Origin of the sequence: Kosakonia sp. CCTCC M2018092 (assembly GCF_003864115.1) — a bacterium.
Taxonomy (GTDB): Bacteria; Pseudomonadota; Gammaproteobacteria; order Enterobacterales; family Enterobacteriaceae; genus Kosakonia; species Kosakonia cowanii.
This window is the reverse complement of the sequence record NZ_CP034225.1, coordinates 1,219,037-1,237,233: the sequence shown is the minus strand read 5'-3', so window position 1 is coordinate 1,237,233 and position 18,197 is coordinate 1,219,037. Positions and strand designations below refer to the sequence as shown.

At 59.0% G+C, this 18,197-nt stretch carries 11 protein-coding genes; 2 read left to right on the top strand and 9 right to left on the bottom strand.

The genetic code is table 11. The features are described 5' to 3' along the window. Positions 1-111: 111 nt before the first annotated feature. From bamB to EH164_RS05770, 9 genes are all read right to left on the bottom strand, one after another. The gene (gene bamB, locus EH164_RS05810; RefSeq protein ID WP_042713913.1) at positions 112-1,290 is read right to left on the bottom strand and encodes an outer membrane protein assembly factor BamB; all 1,179 of its coding nucleotides are present in this window, start codon (positions 1,288-1,290) and stop codon (positions 112-114) included. A 10-nt stretch (positions 1,291-1,300) separates the two neighbouring features. After that, the gene (locus EH164_RS05805) at positions 1,301-1,921 is read right to left on the bottom strand and encodes a YfgM family protein (RefSeq protein WP_023481162.1); all 621 of its coding nucleotides are present in this window, start codon (positions 1,919-1,921) and stop codon (positions 1,301-1,303) included. Positions 1,922-1,957: 36 nt separating this feature from the next. Next, positions 1,958-3,232, bottom strand: coding sequence for a histidine--tRNA ligase (gene hisS, locus EH164_RS05800; protein WP_023481178.1), 1,275 nt, complete (start codon positions 3,230-3,232; stop codon positions 1,958-1,960). A gap of 105 nt (positions 3,233-3,337) precedes the next feature. Continuing rightward, complete coding sequence (gene ispG / locus EH164_RS05795; RefSeq protein WP_023481201.1) at positions 3,338-4,456, bottom strand: flavodoxin-dependent (E)-4-hydroxy-3-methylbut-2-enyl-diphosphate synthase; 1,119 nt, start codon at positions 4,454-4,456, stop codon at positions 3,338-3,340. A 26-nt stretch (positions 4,457-4,482) separates the two neighbouring features. Beyond that, positions 4,483-5,475 carry a cytoskeleton protein RodZ gene (gene rodZ / locus EH164_RS05790; RefSeq protein WP_124967592.1) on the bottom strand — a complete coding sequence of 331 codons (993 nt, stop codon included), beginning with the start codon at positions 5,473-5,475 and terminating at the stop codon, positions 4,483-4,485. 291 nt (positions 5,476-5,766) lie between these two features. Then, a complete protein-coding gene (locus EH164_RS05785; RefSeq protein ID WP_094421564.1) occupies positions 5,767-6,933 on the bottom strand; it encodes a bifunctional tRNA (adenosine(37)-C2)-methyltransferase TrmG/ribosomal RNA large subunit methyltransferase RlmN in 1,167 nt (388 codons plus the stop codon). A 180-nt stretch (positions 6,934-7,113) separates the two neighbouring features. Further along, positions 7,114-7,545: a nucleoside-diphosphate kinase gene (ndk, locus tag EH164_RS05780; RefSeq protein ID WP_023481239.1), complete on the bottom strand. Its 432-nt coding sequence runs from the start codon at positions 7,543-7,545 to the stop codon at positions 7,114-7,116. Between the two features lie 150 nt (positions 7,546-7,695). Next, on the bottom strand, positions 7,696-10,020 hold the full coding sequence (gene pbpC, locus EH164_RS05775; RefSeq protein WP_124967591.1) for a peptidoglycan glycosyltransferase PbpC: 2,325 nt from the start codon (positions 10,018-10,020) through the stop codon (positions 7,696-7,698). Position 10,021: 1 nt separating this feature from the next. Then, positions 10,022-14,986 (bottom strand): alpha-2-macroglobulin, encoded by a 4,965-nt coding sequence (locus EH164_RS05770; protein ID WP_124967590.1) that lies wholly within the window; start codon positions 14,984-14,986, stop codon positions 10,022-10,024. 282 nt (positions 14,987-15,268) lie between these two features. Here EH164_RS05770 and EH164_RS05765 point away from each other — a divergent pair, with 282 nt between their 5' ends. Continuing rightward, positions 15,269-16,813 (top strand): PTS transporter subunit EIIC, encoded by a 1,545-nt coding sequence (locus EH164_RS05765; RefSeq protein WP_124967589.1) that lies wholly within the window; start codon positions 15,269-15,271, stop codon positions 16,811-16,813. A 12-nt stretch (positions 16,814-16,825) separates the two neighbouring features. After that, positions 16,826-18,187 carry a 6-phospho-alpha-glucosidase gene (locus EH164_RS05760; RefSeq protein ID WP_124967588.1) on the top strand — a complete coding sequence of 454 codons (1,362 nt, stop codon included), beginning with the start codon at positions 16,826-16,828 and terminating at the stop codon, positions 18,185-18,187. Positions 18,188-18,197: the final 10 nt, after the last annotated feature.

Genomic DNA, 18,197 nt, shown 5'->3' with positions numbered 1-18,197 from the left:
TCATTGCAGAAAATTCATTAGCAAAACGTCACGATTTACGCGGCGTTTTAAAAACAGGAAAACGGCTCCTGCAACAGGAGCCGTCTTTCAGATACGACACTCTCAGCGCGCTTAGCGCGTGAGGGCGTACAGCGTGCCGTCTTTCGCCTGGATAAGCAGTTTGCCGCCAGCCACAACCGGCTCGGTCAGGAAGCCGGAACTATCGACTTTCTGCTGGGCAACAAAACGGCCATCTTCGACGTTAATCCAGTGGAGATAACCTTCGCTATCGCCGGTCACAATATAACCATTATAGAGCGCCGGAGAGGTCAGGTTGCGGTGCAACAGATCGCTCTGCGTCCACAGCGTTACGCCGCCGTCGGTGCTCAGGGCCAGCACGCGATCGTTCTGATCGATGATGTAGATACGGTTGCCATCAATCACAAAATCGCTTACCGAGCCGAGATCGCGTTTCCACATGATCTGGCCGCTACGCAGATCCAGCGCCGTCATATTACCGTTATACGCCAGCGCGTAAACCACCCCATTCACCACTACCGGCGTGGTATCGACGTCGCTCAGGCGGTCGATCTCGGTCGGGCCATTCGCCTGGGAGATGCGCTGCTGCCAGATCAACTGGCCCTGCTGCATCAGCACGGCGCTGACGCGTCCGTTATCACCGCCGACAATGGCAGCGCCAAACGCGGTGGTCGGCGCAGATTCACCGCGCAGGGAGAGCGACGGCATATCGAGGTTAACGGTCCACTTCACCGCGCCATCCGCTTCGTTCAGCGCCTGCAACTGACCGTTGCTGGTGTGAATCAGCACCAGACCATCGCTGACTACCGGGCGAGAGAGGGCTTCACCCACTACGCCGGTTTTCCAGGCAACGGAACCATCGCTGGCATTCAGCGCATAGACCTGCGCCTGCTCGGTACCGATATAGACTTTACCGCCGGAAACGGTCACACCGCCAGAAAGCAGCGCGGCGCGGGTAGAGAACCAGCCATCTTTCTCAGCCAGGTTTACCGACCAGATTTCACGGCCATCATCAATGCTGAGCGCTTTCACCACGCCATGACGATCGGCGGCGTAGACCACGCCATCGGCAAAGGCCGGGTGCAGGGTGGAGTAGTACTTGCCGATACCGTTACCGACGGAAGTGCTCCACGACGTTGTCGGCGTGAACTGGTTTTCAACCACCGGCAGCGGCGACATTTTGACAACATCTTCTTCGCTGTTGAAGAGGGAACAGCCGCTCAATAACGTGACGGAAAGCAGCCCTGGCAGTAGTAATTTACGCAATTGCATCGGGTCCCTCTTAGATGGACAAATTATTAATTTTCATCTGCATCATTTCACTCAGCGCAGGAGAAGCATTGTTTTTAATGCCGTTTTCCCATGCGGTGCGCGCACCTTTTTTGTCGCCTTTGCTCAGCAACGCCTCGCCGCGCAGATCCGCAACGATGGCCGACCAGCTTTCACCTTTCACGGCATCCAGCGTTTTCAGCGCCGCGTCCTGCTGCTTCAGTTGAACCTGAATGCGCGCCAGACGGACATTGATCATCGACTTCAGATTTTCATCATCGGTCGCAGCCAGACCCTGTTGCAGCTGTGCAGCGGCTTTTTGCAGATCGTTCTTCTCAACGTAACGCTGAGCCAGCTCAAGCGAAGCCAGCGCACCGTAGCTGTTTTTGTTATCAGCAGCGAATTTTTCCGCCGCGGCATAGGAGTCCTGTTTGCCGGCCTGCAGCGCGCTTACCGCGCTCTCATACGCCTGCGAGGTCTCGCGCGCATTGTCCGCCTGATGGCTGTTCCAGAAACGCCAGCCCACCAGCGCGCCGATACCCAGTACAACCCCAACGGCCAGCGCTTTGCCATTCTCGGCAAAGAAGCGCTTAATCGCGTCTACCTGGTCGTTTTCGTTTTCGTAAATTTCCACGCAGTCCTTCTCCTTAACGATAAATCACCGGGGAGATTAGCCCAGTAGTGTGCGCAAATGCGCCGCAACGCTATCCTGCGTTACCGTACTCTGCTCACCAGAGCGTAAATCCTTCACCACAACATTTCCGTCGGCAATTTCAGACTCGCCGAGCACCAGCGCGACGCGAGCGCCCCACTTATCTGCCCGGGCAAACTGCTTCTTAAAGTTGCCGCCGCCGTGGTTCATCATCAGCCGCACGCCAGGCAGCGCATCGCGCACCTGCTCACCCAGCAGCATTGCTGCGGATTGCGTGTTAGCGCCAGACGCCACCAGGTAAATATCGACAACGGATTCGGCTTTAAATTCCGGATTAACTGCCTGAACCAGCAAAACAAGTCGCTCAAGACCCATCGCGAAGCCAACCGCTGGCGTTGCGCGACCGCCGAGTTGCTCAACCAGGCCATCGTAACGGCCACCGGCGCAGACGGTGCCCTGCGCCCCGAGGCTGCTGGTCACCCACTCAAACACGGTGCGGTTGTAGTAATCGAGACCGCGCACCAGGCGCTGGTTAACGGTGTAGGCGATGCCCGCTGCGTCAAGGAAAGCGCAGAGACCGGCAAAGTGCTCGCGTGACTCATCGTCAAGATAATCGCCCAGCTTCGGCGCATCGTTCAGCAGCGCCTGAATATCCGGGTTTTTGGTGTCCAGCACGCGCAGCGGGTTGCTGTACATGCGGCGCAGGCAATCTTCGTCGAGCTTATCTTTATGTTGCTCCAGGAACGCCACCAGCGCGTCGCGATAGGTCGCGCGGGCTTCCAGCGAACCGATGGAGTTAAGTTCAAGCGCAACGTGCGAAGCGATACCCAGCTCGCGCCACCAGCGCGCGGTGAGCATAATCAGCTCGGCGTCAATATCCGGCCCCTGCAGGCCAAACACTTCCACACCCAGCTGATGGAACTGACGGTAGCGCCCTTTCTGCGGACGCTCGTAGCGGAACATCGGCCCGACGTACCACAAGCGCTGTTCCTGATTGTACAGAAGACCATGTTCGATGCCGGCGCGTACGCAGCCCGCGGTACCTTCCGGACGCAGCGTCAGGCTGTCGCCATTGCGGTCGTCGAAGGTATACATCTCTTTTTCAACCACGTCGGTCACTTCGCCGATCGCGCGTTTGAATAACGGGGTCTGCTCTACAATCGGCAAACGGATTTCACTGTAACCGTAGCTGCCGAGCACGTTCTTCAGGCTGCTTTCAATGCGCTGCCAGATGGCGGTCTCGCCAGGCAGATAATCGTTCATGCCGCGAATGGCTTGAATATTTTTTGCCACGTTTATTCTCTTTATTAATACAAAAAATGAACCCTCAGGGCGGCGACAAAAGCGGTCGCGCCGGGCGGGCTCATGATACACGGGATGCCAGCCTTGGCGGCACCCTTATTTTTCTACCTGCATGACGTCGATACGGCGCGTTTCATCCAGCATCGCGGCTTTCGCACGAATACGTGCCTCAAGCTGGCTGATCATATCGCCGTTATCGAGGCGATCTTTACGTACGCCATCTTCATACAGGCCGCTTTTCTTATTCCCGCCGGTAACGCCAAGGGTCGAGACCAGCGCTTCGCCCGGCCCGTTCACCACGCAGCCGATAATCGAAACATCCATCGGGGTGATGATATCTTCCAACCGCTGCTCGAGCGCGTTGACCGTACCAATCACGTCAAACTCCTGACGGGAGCAGGTCGGGCAGGCGATAAAGTTAATGCCACGCGCGCGGATGCGCAGGGATTTGAGGATATCGAAACCGACTTTGATCTCTTCAACCGGATCCGCCGCCAGCGAAATGCGCAGCGTATCGCCGATCCCTTCCGAGAGCAGCAGGCCTAAGCCAATCGCCGATTTCACTGAGCCTGCGCGTGCGCCGCCCGCTTCGGTGATCCCAAGATGCAACGGCTGATCGATCTGCTTCGCCAGCAGACGATAGGACTCAACGGCAAGGAAGACGTCAGAGGCTTTCACGCTCACTTTGAACTGGTCGAAGTTGAGACGATCTAGATGATCCACATGGCGCATGGCCGATTCGAGCAGCGCCTGCGGCGTCGGCTCGCCATACTTCTCCTGCAGATCTTTTTCCAGCGAACCAGCGTTAACGCCGATGCGGATCGGGATGTTTTTATCGCGCGCGCAGTCGACAACGCTGCGGATGCGCTCTTCGTTACCGATGTTGCCCGGGTTGATGCGCAGGCAATCGACGCCGTACTCGGCGACTTTCAGCGCAATGCGATAGTCAAAGTGGATGTCCGCCACCAACGGGACACTCACCTGCTGTTTGATAAGCCTGAACGCTTCTGCCGCGTCCATTGTCGGCACCGAGACACGCACGATGTCTGCGCCGACGCGCTCTAATGCTTTGATTTGGTTGACCGTTGCTTCAACATCCGTGGTGCGGGTGTTTGTCATAGACTGCACGGCGATGGGAGCCCCATCGCCGATCGGCACATTACCAACATAAATCCGTTTTGATTTCCGCCGTTGGATCGGCGACTGGTTATGCATGAATGATCTCCCGCGTTGCCCGTCTGTTACTGTGCTGCTGATTGTTCGGCATTGAGGGTCAGACGCGCAACCTGGTTAGTTCTGATAAAACGACTCAGATCGACAGGTTTCCCCTGGAACTGGATCTGGACAGCCGACGGCGCGCCAATTTTCAGTTTATAGGGTGCCTGGCCGGTGAGATTCAGCGTGGCATCTTTACGCTGCATACCGCTAAAGAGTTTCTTACCGGTCGCATCGCTCACTTCCAGCCAGCAGTCGGCATTAAAGTTCATCACCAGCGCGTTCGCGTCGGCAGATGCGCCCGCTACGCCAGCCTGATCGGTTGGCAGCTGAGAGCCGTTATTGGCGGTAGCAGCAGGCTGCTGGGCAGAGGGTTCGACGTTCGCCTGCGAAGGCGGAACCACGCTGTTCTGATTGGCAGTAGCGGCAGGTGAAGTGGTTGCAGGCGCCTGCGTGCTGTTGGTCGGGGCCGGGGTTTCAACCGGGGTGGAACCGTTATCCACCGGGGTAGAAGCAGCCTGGTTATCCAGCGGCACGCTCTGGCCGTTGCTGGCATTAAGCTCGGCGGAGGATTGATCGGCCATGGTGCTGATCTCTTCCTGCTGCGCTTTGTGGTTTTGCCACCACCAGGCGCCCGTCAGGCCCACTACCACAAACAGCACCAGCCAGGTGACGCTCATCAGCCAGCCGTCGCGTTTTTTGCGCGGTTTACCCAGCGCAAAGCCCTGCATCGGTGCGACTTTTGCCGCGCGGATCGGCGCTTGTTTCTCAAGAATCGGCAGCAGCTCTTCTTCTGGAATGTGCACCAGGCGAGCATAGGAGCGGATATAACCGCGCACAAAGGTGGATGCCAGATCGGCGGGCGACCTGTCCTCTTCGATATCGCGTACCGTGGAGACCTTCAGGCACAAGCGTTCGGCAACCGCTTGCTGGCTGAGTCCAAGTTGCTCACGAGCATTGCGCAGACGAACGCCCGTGGATTGTGCTTCGTTTTGGTCTTGAGTGGCTTCAGTATTCATTCGCTACAACTACTGGTACGTGAAAAGTAAACACACAGGCGCGCGTAACCGCATAACCTACACACGCCGCGAAAAATCCGGGTCAGTTAAACGTAGACCCACAGTATAAGACTGTCAGGTTCGTGATAACAGGACGGCTTTCAGCACTATTTGCTAAGCCGTTGTTCCAGCATTACATACTGCCTCAAAGTAAGAGGAAACGCACCGTAATTATTAACGGCCTCTATATAAGCAGGCCAAATATTCAACATATTCCAAACCTGCGGCATCAACTTCGCGCCGCAGTCACGCTTACAGCGCTTTAACCGCGATCGGCTCGCCCTGCAGACGTTTACGCATCGTGCGCTTGGTACGGTCGATGACCTCGCCCGCCAGCTGACCACAGGCGGCATCGATATCGTCGCCGCGGGTTTTACGCACAATGGTGGTGAAGCCGTAGCTCATCAGCACCTTACAGAAACGGTCGATACGGCTGTTGGAGCTGCGGCCATACGGCGCGCCCGGGAAGGGGTTCCACGGGATCAGGTTGATCTTGCACGGCGTATCTTTCAGCAGCTCGGCCAGTTCATGGGCGTGTTCGGTGCCGTCATTGACGTGATCCAGCATCACATACTCAATGGTCACGCGGCCCTGGTTGGCGTTGGACTTCTCCAGGTAGCGGCGTACCGACCCGAGGAAGGTTTCGATATTGTACTTTTTGTTGATCGGTACGATTTCATCGCGAATGGCGTCATTCGGCGCATGCAGTGAGATCGCCAGCGCAACGTCAATCATATCGCCGAGTTTATCGAGCGCCGGAACAACGCCGGAGGTCGAGAGCGTCACGCGGCGTTTGGAGAGACCAAAGCCGAAATCATCCAGCATGATCTCCATCGCTGGCACCACGTTGGTGAGGTTCAGCAGCGGTTCGCCCATGCCCATCATCACCACGTTGGTGATCGGGCGGTTGCCGGTCACACGGGCAGCGCCAATGATTTTCGCCGCGCGCCACACCTGGCCGATGATTTCCGATACGCGCAGGTTGCGGTTAAAGCCCTGCTGCGCCGTGGAGCAGAATTTGCACTCCAGCGCACAACCCACCTGGGAGGAGACGCAGAGCGTCGCGCGATCTTCTTCCGGGATATAGACGGTTTCAACGCGCTGATCGCCGACGGCGATAGCCCATTTGATGGTGCCATCAGAAGAGCGCTGCTCCTCGACGACTTCAGGGGCGCGGATCTCCGCGACCTCTTTTAACTTGCCGCGCAGCACTTTGTTGATGTCGGTCATCTCATCAAAGTCGTCGCAGCAGTAGTGATACATCCACTTCATCACCTGGTCGGCGCGGAAGGGTTTTTCGCCTAAGTTTTTGAAAAACTCACGCATCTGCTGACGGTTAAGATCCAGCAGGTTAATTTTTGCATCTTTGTTTGGAACCGTGAGAGCGTCGCTCTCAGACATGGCAATTTGTTCAGACATATTTTATTCCGGCCTCGTTATTACACGTTGTGGCCCGTGGAGGGTTAAAAAGAAGCGCCCCAGGCAAGCTTCAGCTCATCCTGGGGCGCAACATTGTACAAATTCTGTCGCACAGATACCACGCCTGGACGCGGCATTTACCAATTAAAGTGTAAATCTCGTTACACAGTTAACCGGAAATTAACGGGTGCGCGGGCAAACTTCGCCTTCAGCGAAGAAGTAAGCGATTTCGCGAGCGGCAGATTCAACGGAGTCGGAACCGTGGGTGCCGTTCTCGGTGAAGCTGTCTGCGTAATCTGCGCGCAGGGTACCGGCCAGCGCGTTGTCCGGGTTGGTTGCGCCCAGCAGATCGCGGTGACGCTGAACGGCGTTTTCGCCTTCCAGTACGGAAACCACGATCGGGCCGGAGGTCATGAACTCAACCAGGCCATCAAAGAACGGGCGACCTTCGTGCTCAGCGTAGAAGCCGCGCGCCTGCTCAACGGTCAGGTGCAGCATTTTGGTGCCAACGATTTTAAAACCTGCCGCTTCAAAGCGAGAGAAGATGTTACCAATAACGTTTTTTGCCACCGCGTTCGGTTTGATGATGGAAAAAGTACGTTCAATAGCCATGATTACCTCAGTAAGTTGTTCTGTTGCCCTGAATAGGTGTGGCGCGGATTATAAAGAGCAACACCGGTCTTGCCTATGGATTAAGGTAACATTTTTTTAAAATAAGACGAGTTTGAGCAACACCAACACCAGAAGGCGCTCTTTCTCGCCCTATTGCACCGTAAACTGCACGGCAGCGACCTGCCCCGCCTCATCCATTACCACCAGTTGATAGTCACCGGCTTTATCAAGCTTCAGGCTCAATAGCGTGCCGCGCGCCGTTAACGGTTCACCGTTCAAAAACCACCAGCGTCCCCCTTCCCCGCCGCTGCTTTGCAGAGGAAGAATCGCAAAATCCTGACCGGGTACGCGCTTGATCACCGCCCCTTCGCGCACACCGTTTAACAACAGCGGCGGCGGGGCGTTCTCATCCCGCGGCGGGCAAACATGGTCCGCAGGCGGTAAGCGCGCGGCGCGGCGCTCGCCGGGCGGCAGCCACGGCTCAAGCGGCAGCGGCCAGACGATCCAGTTTTTCTGCTGCGCATCCGGGCAATCCGCCGCCACACGCCGCCCCTGATGGTTCAGCCACAGCGGAAAACTGATGCCGTGCAGCCCTTCCTGCTCCGGCATTAACAGCGTCGGCGGCTGGCTGCCATCAAGCAACCAGGTCGCAAGGCGGCGGCGGCAGTTACTGTCTCCGGCAGGCAGGCTCTGCCCGCCCGGCCAGCAGATCACCCCGCTGCTTACCGACGCCGGGCGCGGGTCGCGCGGCAAACGCGCCTGATCCAGCGCGGAGCGCGGTTGCAGCAGATTGTTCACCTGGTTGAGTAGCGGCACAGCGCTGGCAAAACCAAACTGCCCGGCAACCGGCGTGCCGTCCGGGCGACCGGTCCAGATACCGATCACATACCGGGAGTTGAGGCCGATGGCCCAGGCATCGCGGTAGCCGTAGCTGGTGCCGGTTTTCCACGCCAGCGGCACCACCTGCGGCAGTGCGCTATCCGGCACCGGCTGCGCTTCATTCGCCAGAATCCGGCGGATAATCCACGCCGCGCCCGGCGACATCAGGCGGCGTTCAGTCAGCGGCTCATCAGGCGTCAGCCTTAACTTGCCCGCTTTACCTTCGCGGGCAAAAGCGCTGTAGGCGGCAGCGATATCCTCCAGCCGCGCACCCGCGCCGCCGAGGATCAGCGAGAGGTTTGGCTCCGCACCGGCGGGCAGCATTAGCGGCAGCCCGATATTACGCAGATTACCGGCAAACTTTTTCGGCCCGTAAGCCTCCAGCACCTGAACCGCAGGCAGATTGAGCGAGCGTACCAGCGCCTCGTTCATGCTCACCGGGCCATGAAAACCGCTGTCAAAGTTACCAGGGCGATAATCCCCGACCCGTCGCGGCACATCCTGCAACAGCGATGCGGGGTGAATCAGCCCTTCGTCCAGCGCCAGGCCGTAGATAAAGGGTTTCAGCACCGATCCCGGCGAGCGCACGGCGCTGACCATATCAACATGGCTGAAACGGCTGTCGTCGTTGATATCCACCGACCCCACCCAGCCGCGCACTTTCATATCCGTATGGTCGACCACGATGATCGCCAGCGAACTGCGCATCGGCAGCCGGGATTTAACGCTCAGCGCCAGCTCCTCCAGTTGCCTTTGCAGGCTGGCGTCCAGCGTGGTGGTCACCTTCAGCTTTTTGTTGGCACCCAGCATGCGGCGGGCAAAGAGCGGGGCCAGTTGCGGCATCTGCCGCGGCGCTAACCACACCGGCTCCTCGCGTGACTCTTTCACCTGCGCCACCGGCCACACCTGCTGCGTCACCATGCGATCCAGCACCTTATCGCGCGCCGCCTGCGCCCGCTGCGGCCAGCGGTCCGGCCGTAAACGGCTCGGCGCTTGTGGCAGCACGGCGAGCAGCGCCGCTTCCGCATAGCTCAGTTTTGAGGGCGGTTTGCCGAGATAGGCCCAGCTCGCCGCACCGACTCCCTGCAACGTACCGCCAAACGGCGCGCGGTTGAGGTAAATGGTCAAAATGTCGCGCTTGGAGAGATGCCACTCCAGCTGCATTGCCCGCCACAGCTGGCGAACTTTGCCACCAAAGGTGCGCGGATGCGGGTCAAGCAGACGTGCCACCTGCATGGTGAGCGTACTGCCGCCGGAAACCACGCGCCCGTAGCGCAGATCCTGCCAGGCCGCGCGCGCAATAGAGAAGGGGTTAACGCCGGGATGGTCCCAGAACCAGCGATCTTCATACTGGATAAGCGCCTGCAAGTAGCGCGGCGAAACCTCTTCGATAGTGACCGGATAGCGCCAGATACCGTCGGCATCAGCAAAACGCCACAGCGGCGTGCCATCTTCAGCCACTACCACCCGCGCGGGCGAAACCTCGTTCAGGGGCAGTGGCCAGATTTTATCGGCGGCGATAACCAGCAGCACAAAGAGAAGAGGCACACCCACCAGCCAGCGCCAGCGGGTGCGTATCAGAGAGACGATCTTCACGTTATGGCGTGATGATCAACGGGCCGCTGGCCGCGCCGGTTGCCCGCCACTGCGGAACATACATTGATTCCACCTGCGGAGCCGGAACCTGGTAGGTGCCCGGCGTCACCGCACGTGCCAGATAGACCAGCGTGACAGGCTGCCCTTCGCTCACCGGTACGGCGGCGACAAAGCGATCGTCACGGAACTCCATATGCTGAATATCGGCCTGCTGCATGCGGTTGAGCAGCTCCTGCACTTCGCTGCCGCTCTCCTGCAGGCTGGCACTGCTGCTGGCCAGGTTCTGGTTCTCAAGCTCCAGACCCGCAGGCAGCAGATCGACCACCAGCGCGTCCGGGACGTTCTGGCTGGCCGTTACTTCCAGCCACACCAGCACCAGCTCGCCGCTCTTCAGGGAAGAGAGCGGTTTGCTGCGCCCGTCAGTGCCGAGCACATTGCGCTCGATATGCAGCACTTTGCCGGAAGGTGCCGGAGCCTGCTCCGGGTAGCCTGTCGTGTCGAGACGCAGCCACAGCGGTGTAGTGCCGCTGTTGGTCACCTGCAATGCACTCAACTGGTCAGCCTCAAGATTACGGCTCTGCGCGGTGTTACCGGCCAGCATCGCGGTATCCAGGGAGGTTTGCGCCTGCCAGTTACCGGTGCTGTTTTGCAGGTTGCGGCCAGCCATAAACAGCGCGTTGCTCTCCTGGGTTGAGAGCCAGCGCTGGCTGTAGGCCTGCTCGGAGAGCGTAGCCAGCAGGTGCGCCTGCGCGTCCGGCAGCAGCTTGTTGTCTTCCAGCAGCGCCAGCATCAGCGCGTTATCACGCAGGTTGCTGCCGTAATCGGCCAGCCAGCGGTTTTCCGCAATGCGATCGGTTTTCAGCGCCAGCGCGATAGCCTGATCGCCGCGCTGGGCATCGCCCATCAGCTTCAGCGCAACGCCAAGCTGCATTAACGGCAGCCCTGCTTTCGCCTGCTCGTGGCGCTGCCAGATTTCACGCAGCGCGCCCAGCGGCGCTTTCTGCTGACGTGCCAGCACCAGCCCGGCGTAGCTCTGCACGGCAAATTTCGTCGCTGGCAGATCGTCGCTGTAGCGTACCGACATCGCCGCCGGATCCTGCAAATAGCGCAGCAGGCGGTTGTTAGCGTTGTTCAGCGCTTCGGCCGGAACGCTGTAGCCCTGCGCCGAGGCGCTGACGAGGAAATCGGTCACGTAGGCGGTCAGCCAGTACTCTTCCGAGCCGCTCTTATCCCACAGAGAGAAGCCGCCGTCATCGCGCTGCATCTGCAACAGTCGGGAGATACCGATATCCACCGCCGCGCGGCGCTGCTCATCGCTCTCGCCTTTGATGCCCAGCGCTTTAAGCTGTGCGGCGTTGGTGTAGAGCGACGGGAAGAGTCCGCTGGCGGTCTGCTCCAGGCAGCCGTACGGGTAGGCGCGCAGCTCCTGAATGTAACGGGCGATATTGAGCGGCGGTTTGCCGCTCAGCAGCAAGCGACCCTGCAACGTGGCAGGCGAGATGCCCGCCAGATGCTGGCCCGGCACCTGCCAGCTTTCGCCCGGATTGAGCATCGCACCGGTGTTGATGGTCTGCGCGGCGAAAGGTGGGCGTACGCCAATCTTCCACTGCTTCTGCTGCGGCGCGAAGGTTTCGCCCGGCAGCGCGAGGCCGCTGATTTGCGCGGCAATTTCGCCGTCACCGAAGCCGTCCAGCGCACGCACCGGAATAAAGAGCGTGGTGCGTTTACCGGCCCCAAGCGTCACGCTCTGGGTGGCGGCCCCCTCAAGTGAGAGCAGACCGCTTGCCGTCAGATCGACATTCAGGGTTTGCGGCTTGTCCGTCAGGTTGCTGAGATCCAGCGTCAGGCGTGAGGTATCACCGCTGCCAAGGAAGCGCGGCGTGTTCAGCTCGGCAATCACCGGGGCTGCGACTACCACTTTGCTTTCGCTGCTGCCAAAATCGTCTGCCGTCCAGGCCTGCGCCATGACGCGCAGTTCCCCGTTGAAGTCGCCAATCGGCATCGTTACGGTGCCTTCGCCGTTTTCATCCAGCGTCACCGGCTGCGCCTGCTGGGCAATGATGGTGACGTGGTTAACCGGCGGTTTGCCGCCGCGGTTTAGCTCATCGCCGTCGCCGCCGAAACGCAGCGCCGCAAGACGCCCCTGGCCTTCAATCACCTGGCCGTAGATATCATAGATATCTGCGCCATAGCGTTTCTGGCCGAAGAAGGCCTGCCACGGATCCGGCGTCACGTAATCAGTGATATTCAGCACCCCGCTGTCGACGGCAGAGAGCAGAACATTTACCTGCTTCGGCGTCGCGCCATCTTTCATCGAGGCTTTGACTTTGACCTTCAGCGGCTGGTTAGGACGCATTTTCTGCGGTGCGTCGAGGGCAATCTCCAGGCGGCGGTTCTCATCGCCCATCGGCAGATGCAGCAGGCCGACCGCGCGTTTTGGCGTGGCGGATTTCGACTTATCGCCAGGGCGCACCACCAGCGTGCTGATATAGAGATCGTGGCGCTGCCACTTCTGATCGACCGGGATCGAGAGATCCAGCCCGTCAGCAGGCACATCAATCTCCTGCCACCAGAGCGGACCTTCGCTGGATTCGATCATCGCATAGCCTTTACCGGCGGCAGGTGCGGTGACGTGCAGCTTAACGGTATCGCCCGCTTTGTAAGAGGGTTTATCGAGCTTCATGGTGACGCGATCCGGGCGTGCCGCACCGGCGCCGTCGCTGTTATCCTGCCAGCTGTAGCCAGCCCAGAAACGCACGCTGCTGACGGTCTCATCCGGGCCTTTGACCTCCAGACGATAGGAGCCCCAGTCCACCGGGAAGGTGACTTTGCCGGTCTCATCGGCTTTCAGCGTCAGGCTCTGCTCGCCTTCTACCAGATCTTTCTGGTTAAACTGCGACTGCCAGCCATCATTTTCTGACCAGTTCCAGAAGTAGTCGCGGCGCTCGCGGATCAGGCGCACCTGCAGGTCGCTGACCGCTTTTTTGTTGCCCTGCGCGTCGGCATAGACAATATCGAACGCGGCGTTACCGCCCTCATCGACAATCGGCTGATTGACGGTGGTGTCGGTGCGGTAGTCATAGACCGCTTTTGAGGCGAACTGCGGGCGAATTCCTGGCAGAGCGGGCGCAGGCCAGATTGCCTGCTCCGCGCGACGGGTCACCGGACGTCCGCCCGACTCCAGCAGGCTGGCCTGCAAAATCACTTCCAGCGGCGAATGGGAGTCCTGCCACTGGCTCGGCGTGGTCACTTCGCCTTTCCCCTCATCATCAAGGGTCAGATGGGTTTCATCCAGGCTGCGGCTCAGGTTCTCTTCGGCGATATCGCCAAACTGGAAGCCTGGCAGTGCGGCAACCGCTTCACGCAGCGGGCGCAGGAACAGCTGACCTTGCAGGGCATTTCCGCTGGCAGGCGCGCCGTAGAGATAGTGGCCTTCAATGCTAAACACCACGTCTGCGGCGGGTGCCAGCGGCGTCGGCTGCGGCGTAACGTTCAGCGCCATGCGCTCCGGCATAAAGTCTTCGACGTGGAAGCTCCACTCGCGCGACAGGTTGTCGCCGGTATTGGCGCGAACATGCCACATACCGGTCTGCGCGCTGGCATCCAGCGCATACGTAAAGTGATAGAGGCCGTTCTGCGGCTGGCTCACCACCGAGCGAACCACCTGCCCGTCCGGTTTTACCACTTCCAGCTTCACCGGCTGTGCGGCAATCGGCTTGCCGTCGCTGTCGCGCAGCAGGCCGTTGAGGATCACCGTTTCGCCAGGGCGATAGAGATCGCGCGGGCCAAACATAAAGAACTGTTTGCTGTAGCCTGGCTCGCCGGTAATGGCGAATTCGGCGAGATCCAGCGCCGGGAGGTTAAGGTCGAGCAGCGTGGTCTCGCCCTCTTTGCGCGCCAGCAGCAGCGCGCCCTCTTTATCGGTGCTTAAGGTGGCGTGACCATCGCTGTCGGTCTTCGCCTGCGCCAGGCTCTGCCCCTTCTCATTGAGCAGCATCACGTCGATACCGCCGAGCGCCGCACCGCTTTCCAGCCCCTGGGTGAAGATATCCAGGCGGTTATGGTAACGGTGCGCAGAGAGGCCAATGTTGCTGAGCGTAAAGAGCGTCGCGGCATTGCTGTAGTTGTAGTGCCCCGCCTGGTTCATCACGGCGATATAGACGCCCGCCTGTTGCAGCGGTTTGATGCTGCTCAGCGGCAGCATCAGTTTTTCGCGGGTGTTGCGCGCCGGGTTAAGATCAAAACGCCCGGTATAGACCAGATCCGCCATCTTCAGCAGCGTATCGGACTCCCAGTTGGAGAGCGAACTGCGGTACTCCCACTGGCTAATGAATGAGGCCAGCGATTCCGGCTTCACGCGGTAAAAGTTGATGTCGACATTTTCGACGTTGAGCGCCATCACCGGCAGCCCTTCAACCACTTTACCCGGCAGCAGCGAGCCGCGGCTGGCAAAGCCAACGCTCGGCTGAATATCCTGGGTGGTGATCGACTTCTCGAAGCTCTTGCCGAAGGTGGCTTTATTAAGCGCTACCAGCCCGCTCTCCACCGACACCAGCAGTTCGCGGTTCGGCTCAAGGTGGCGCAGGCGCAGCTCTTTCAGGTTAGGTGCCAGCTCCCAGGCACCGTCGACCTTGCCGCTCTTCTTATCGACCAGATGCACCACCTGGGCGAAGTTCTGATCCGGATCGAGCGGCACCGAGAAGGTCAGCACCAGCGTGGCGCTGCCGTCAAGCTGCACTTCGGACGCATCCAGCAAGTTTAAGGGTTTGCCTTCGCTACGCGCGGCAAGTTCATCGCGTTTGGCTTTATCCGGCATGGCTGATGCCGCAGGCGTTTGCGCGGCGGATGAGGCGGACGCGGGTTCAGGCGCGCTGGCGCTCTTCGGTTTATCGTTATTGTCACAGCCTGCAAGCGTGAAGGCGGTGAGGAGCGCGAAAGTCAGCGCCGCGTAACGTAGCGGTTTCATTCTGTATCCCTGAGTGATTGACCCGTTGTGAGAGGCGTCGTCATTATCATTCGCAACGGTTAGAAATACAAAATATCTGATGGATTCTGGAAAGCATCTCGCAAAGCGCATTTTTTGCGCGACGCCCGTGATGTTAGGCCGATCACACCCCGTGACGTAACATGTTACGTTGCACGTCATTTGTTTTTAAAACAATAAGATAGATAGCGATAACACCTGACCGGCTGCTAACGTTATGCGGTCTGTGTCCCTTACTACGCGGTGCTAAAAAGCGAGAACACTATGTCCAGAGCCGTGAATGCCCTACAAAATTTTGGTAAGTCCCTTTTTGGCCCGGTGCTCATTTTGCCGATCGTTGGCCTGTTTATTGCCTTCGGTAATATCTTCGGCAATGGCAATCTGGCCGAGTACCTCCCCTTTCTTGGCCACCCTCTCATTCAGCACATTGGTCAGTTGATTGCTAAATCTGCCGTTTCGGTACTTGCCAACCTTGCGCTGGTGTTTGCAGTCGGCATCCCGGTCGGGCTGGCTTCGCGTGATAAAGGCTATGCCGCGCTGATTGGCCTGGTGACCTTTATCGTATTCATTAATGCCATGAACGTGACGCTGCAATTGCAGGGCGCGCTGGCACCGGCCGATCAGATGAAAGCCGCAGGCCAGGGGATGGTGCTGGGCGTGCAGGTACTGGAGATGGGCGTTTTCGCCGGGATCCTCACCGGCGCGCTGTCGGGCTATCTCTATGACCGCTACTCCCGCGTGCAGTTTTCCGGTGCAATGGCGATCTACTCCGGGCACTGCTTTGTCGCGATTATTATGCTGCCGGTCTCAATGGTGCTTGGCGTAGTAATGAGCGAGCTGTGGCCCTTCGCCCAGCACGGCATCAGCGCGCTGGCGCTGGCGATTAAAGGTGCAGGCCCCTTCGGCGTGGCGGTATACGGTTTCCTGGAGCGCATTCTGGTGCCAACCGGGCTGCATCATCTGGTCTATACGCCGTTTTTGTATACCGAACTGGGCGGCACGGCTGAGGTGTGCGGCAGCAGCTATCAGGGCGCGCGCAACATCTACTTTGCCGAAATGGCCTGCCCGGGTGTGACCAAACTGAGCAGCACCGTGGTGTGGGATGCGCGCGGCATCAGCAAGATGTTCGGCCTGCCCGCCGCCGCGCTGGCGATGTATGTGACGGCGAAACCGGAGCGCAAAGCCGCAGCGAAAGCGATTTTGATCCCCGCCGCGCTCACCTCGCTGCTGGTTGGCGTCACCGAGCCGATTGAGTTCTCTTTCCTCTTTATCGCCCCGCTGCTGTTCGTGGTGCATGCGGTGCTGACCGGCATCGGCATGATGCTCTTCTCGCTCTTCGGCGTTCATGCCATCGGCGCGAACGGCATTATCGACTTCATTCTCTACAACCTGCCGCTCGGCACCGAAAAGTCCAACTGGCCGATGTATCTGCTGGTCGGGCTAATTATGTTCGCTCTCTACTTCGTCACCTTCCGCTTCCTTATTTTGCGCTTCAACATGAAAACGCCGGGGCGCGAAGAGGAGAGCGAGGAGACGCGCCTCTACAGCAAGCAAGAGTACCAGGCGAAGGGGAATAAAGACGCGGTGGGCGAGGCGATTATTAATGGCCTCGGCGGGCGCGAAAATATCGAGGTGGTCGACAACTGCTACACCCGCCTGCGCGTGACGGTGAAAGATGTGGCGGCTATCAATGAGCCGCAGCTGAAAGCCACGGGCGCGAAAGGCGTGATCAAACAAGGTAATAACGTTCAGGTGGTCTACGGGCTGCATGTCAAAAAAATGCGAGAAGCTGTTGAGATGTTTCTCTGAAGGAGTCCAGAAATGGTTAAACCCCCGTTTATCTTATCCATTGCCGGTGGTGGCAGCACGTATACGCCGGGCATCGTCAAAAGCCTGATGGTGCGGCTGGAGGATTTCCCGCTGGCGGAAATTCGCCTCTATGACATTGATGCCGAGCGGCAGAACACCATTGCGCCGGTGGTTGAGAAGGTGATTCGTGACCACAGCGAGAGTATCAAGTTTACCGTCACGAATGATGCCGAAACCGCCTTTAGCGGCGCGCACTTTGTCTTCGCCCAGATGCGCGTCGGCCAGTACAAGATGCGCGAGCAGGATGAGAAGATCCCGCTGCGCCACGGCGTGGTCGGTCAGGAGACCTGCGGGCCAGGCGGGTTGGCCTACGGTCTGCGTACTATTTTGCCGATGGTGGAGCTGATCGATCTGGTTGAGCGTTACGCGGATAAAAAAGCCTGGATCGTTAACTACTCCAACCCGGCAGCAATTGTCGCTGAAGGGGTGCGCCGTCTGCGCCCGAATGCGCGGGTGCTTAATATTTGCGATATGCCGGTGGCGGCGATGCGCAATATGGGCGCGATCCTCGGCGTTGATCGCCACCAGCTTGAGGTCGACTATTTTGGCCTTAACCACTTCGGCTGGTTTACCCAGGTGCGCGTCGATGGCGAAGATCGCCTCCCTGCCCTGCGCGAGCACGTCGCCCGCTTTGGCCTGCTGACGGAAGACGCCGCACAGACCGATCCGCAGCACGCCGATCCGTCATGGGTGAAAACCTGGCGCAATATCAAGCCGATCATGGATCACTTCCCGGAGTATCTGCCGAACCCCTATTTGCAGTACTACCTGATGCCCAACGAGATTGTCGATCATCAGGATCCAAACTACACCCGCGCCAATGAGGTGATGGACGGGCGCGAGAAAAAACTCTTCGCTGCGGCGGCTGAGTATAAGCAGACCGGCATTCTGCCTGATGCGTTCCACGTCGGCGTTCACGGGGCGTTTATTGTCGATGTCGCCTGTTCGCTGGCCTTCAACCTGCGCCAGCGTCATCTGGTGATTGTTGAAAACAAGGGTGCGATTGCCAATCTGCCCTACGACGCGATGGTGGAAGTGCCGGCTTACATCACCAGTAACGGGCCGGAGCCGGTGCGTATGGGCGCGGTGCCGCTGTTCCACCAGACGCTATTGATGCAGCAACTGGCTTCGGAGCAGTTACTGGTGGAAGCGACGATGGAGGGGAGTTACGAGAAGGCGTTGCAGGCCTTTACCCTTAATCGCACCGTGCCGACCATGCAGCATGCGAAGGCGATCCTTGATGAGATGATTACCGCTAATCAGGATTACTGGCCAGCGCTGCAAAAAGCCTGGGAAAACGGCAAAGCGGTGTAATTTTCCGAGG

Bases quoted from the DNA above. Each gene is read 5' to 3' on its own strand.
- EH164_RS05785 (WP_094421564.1), bottom strand. From the start codon at position 6,933: ATGTCTGAACAAATTGCCATGTCTGAGAGCGACGCTCTCACGGTTCCA.
- ispG (WP_023481201.1), bottom strand. From the start codon at position 4,456: ATGCATAACCAGTCGCCGATCCAACGGCGGAAATCAAAACGGATTTAT.
- EH164_RS05760 (WP_124967588.1), top strand. From the start codon at position 16,826: ATGGTTAAACCCCCGTTTATCTTATCCATTGCCGGTGGTGGCAGCACG.
- rodZ (WP_124967592.1), bottom strand. From the start codon at position 5,475: ATGAATACTGAAGCCACTCAAGACCAAAACGAAGCACAATCCACGGGC.
- EH164_RS05770 (WP_124967590.1), bottom strand. From the start codon at position 14,986: ATGAAACCGCTACGTTACGCGGCGCTGACTTTCGCGCTCCTCACCGCC.
- ndk (WP_023481239.1), bottom strand. From the start codon at position 7,545: ATGGCTATTGAACGTACTTTTTCCATCATCAAACCGAACGCGGTGGCA.
- EH164_RS05765 (WP_124967589.1), top strand. From the start codon at position 15,269: ATGTCCAGAGCCGTGAATGCCCTACAAAATTTTGGTAAGTCCCTTTTT.
- bamB (WP_042713913.1), bottom strand. From the start codon at position 1,290: ATGCAATTGCGTAAATTACTACTGCCAGGGCTGCTTTCCGTCACGTTA.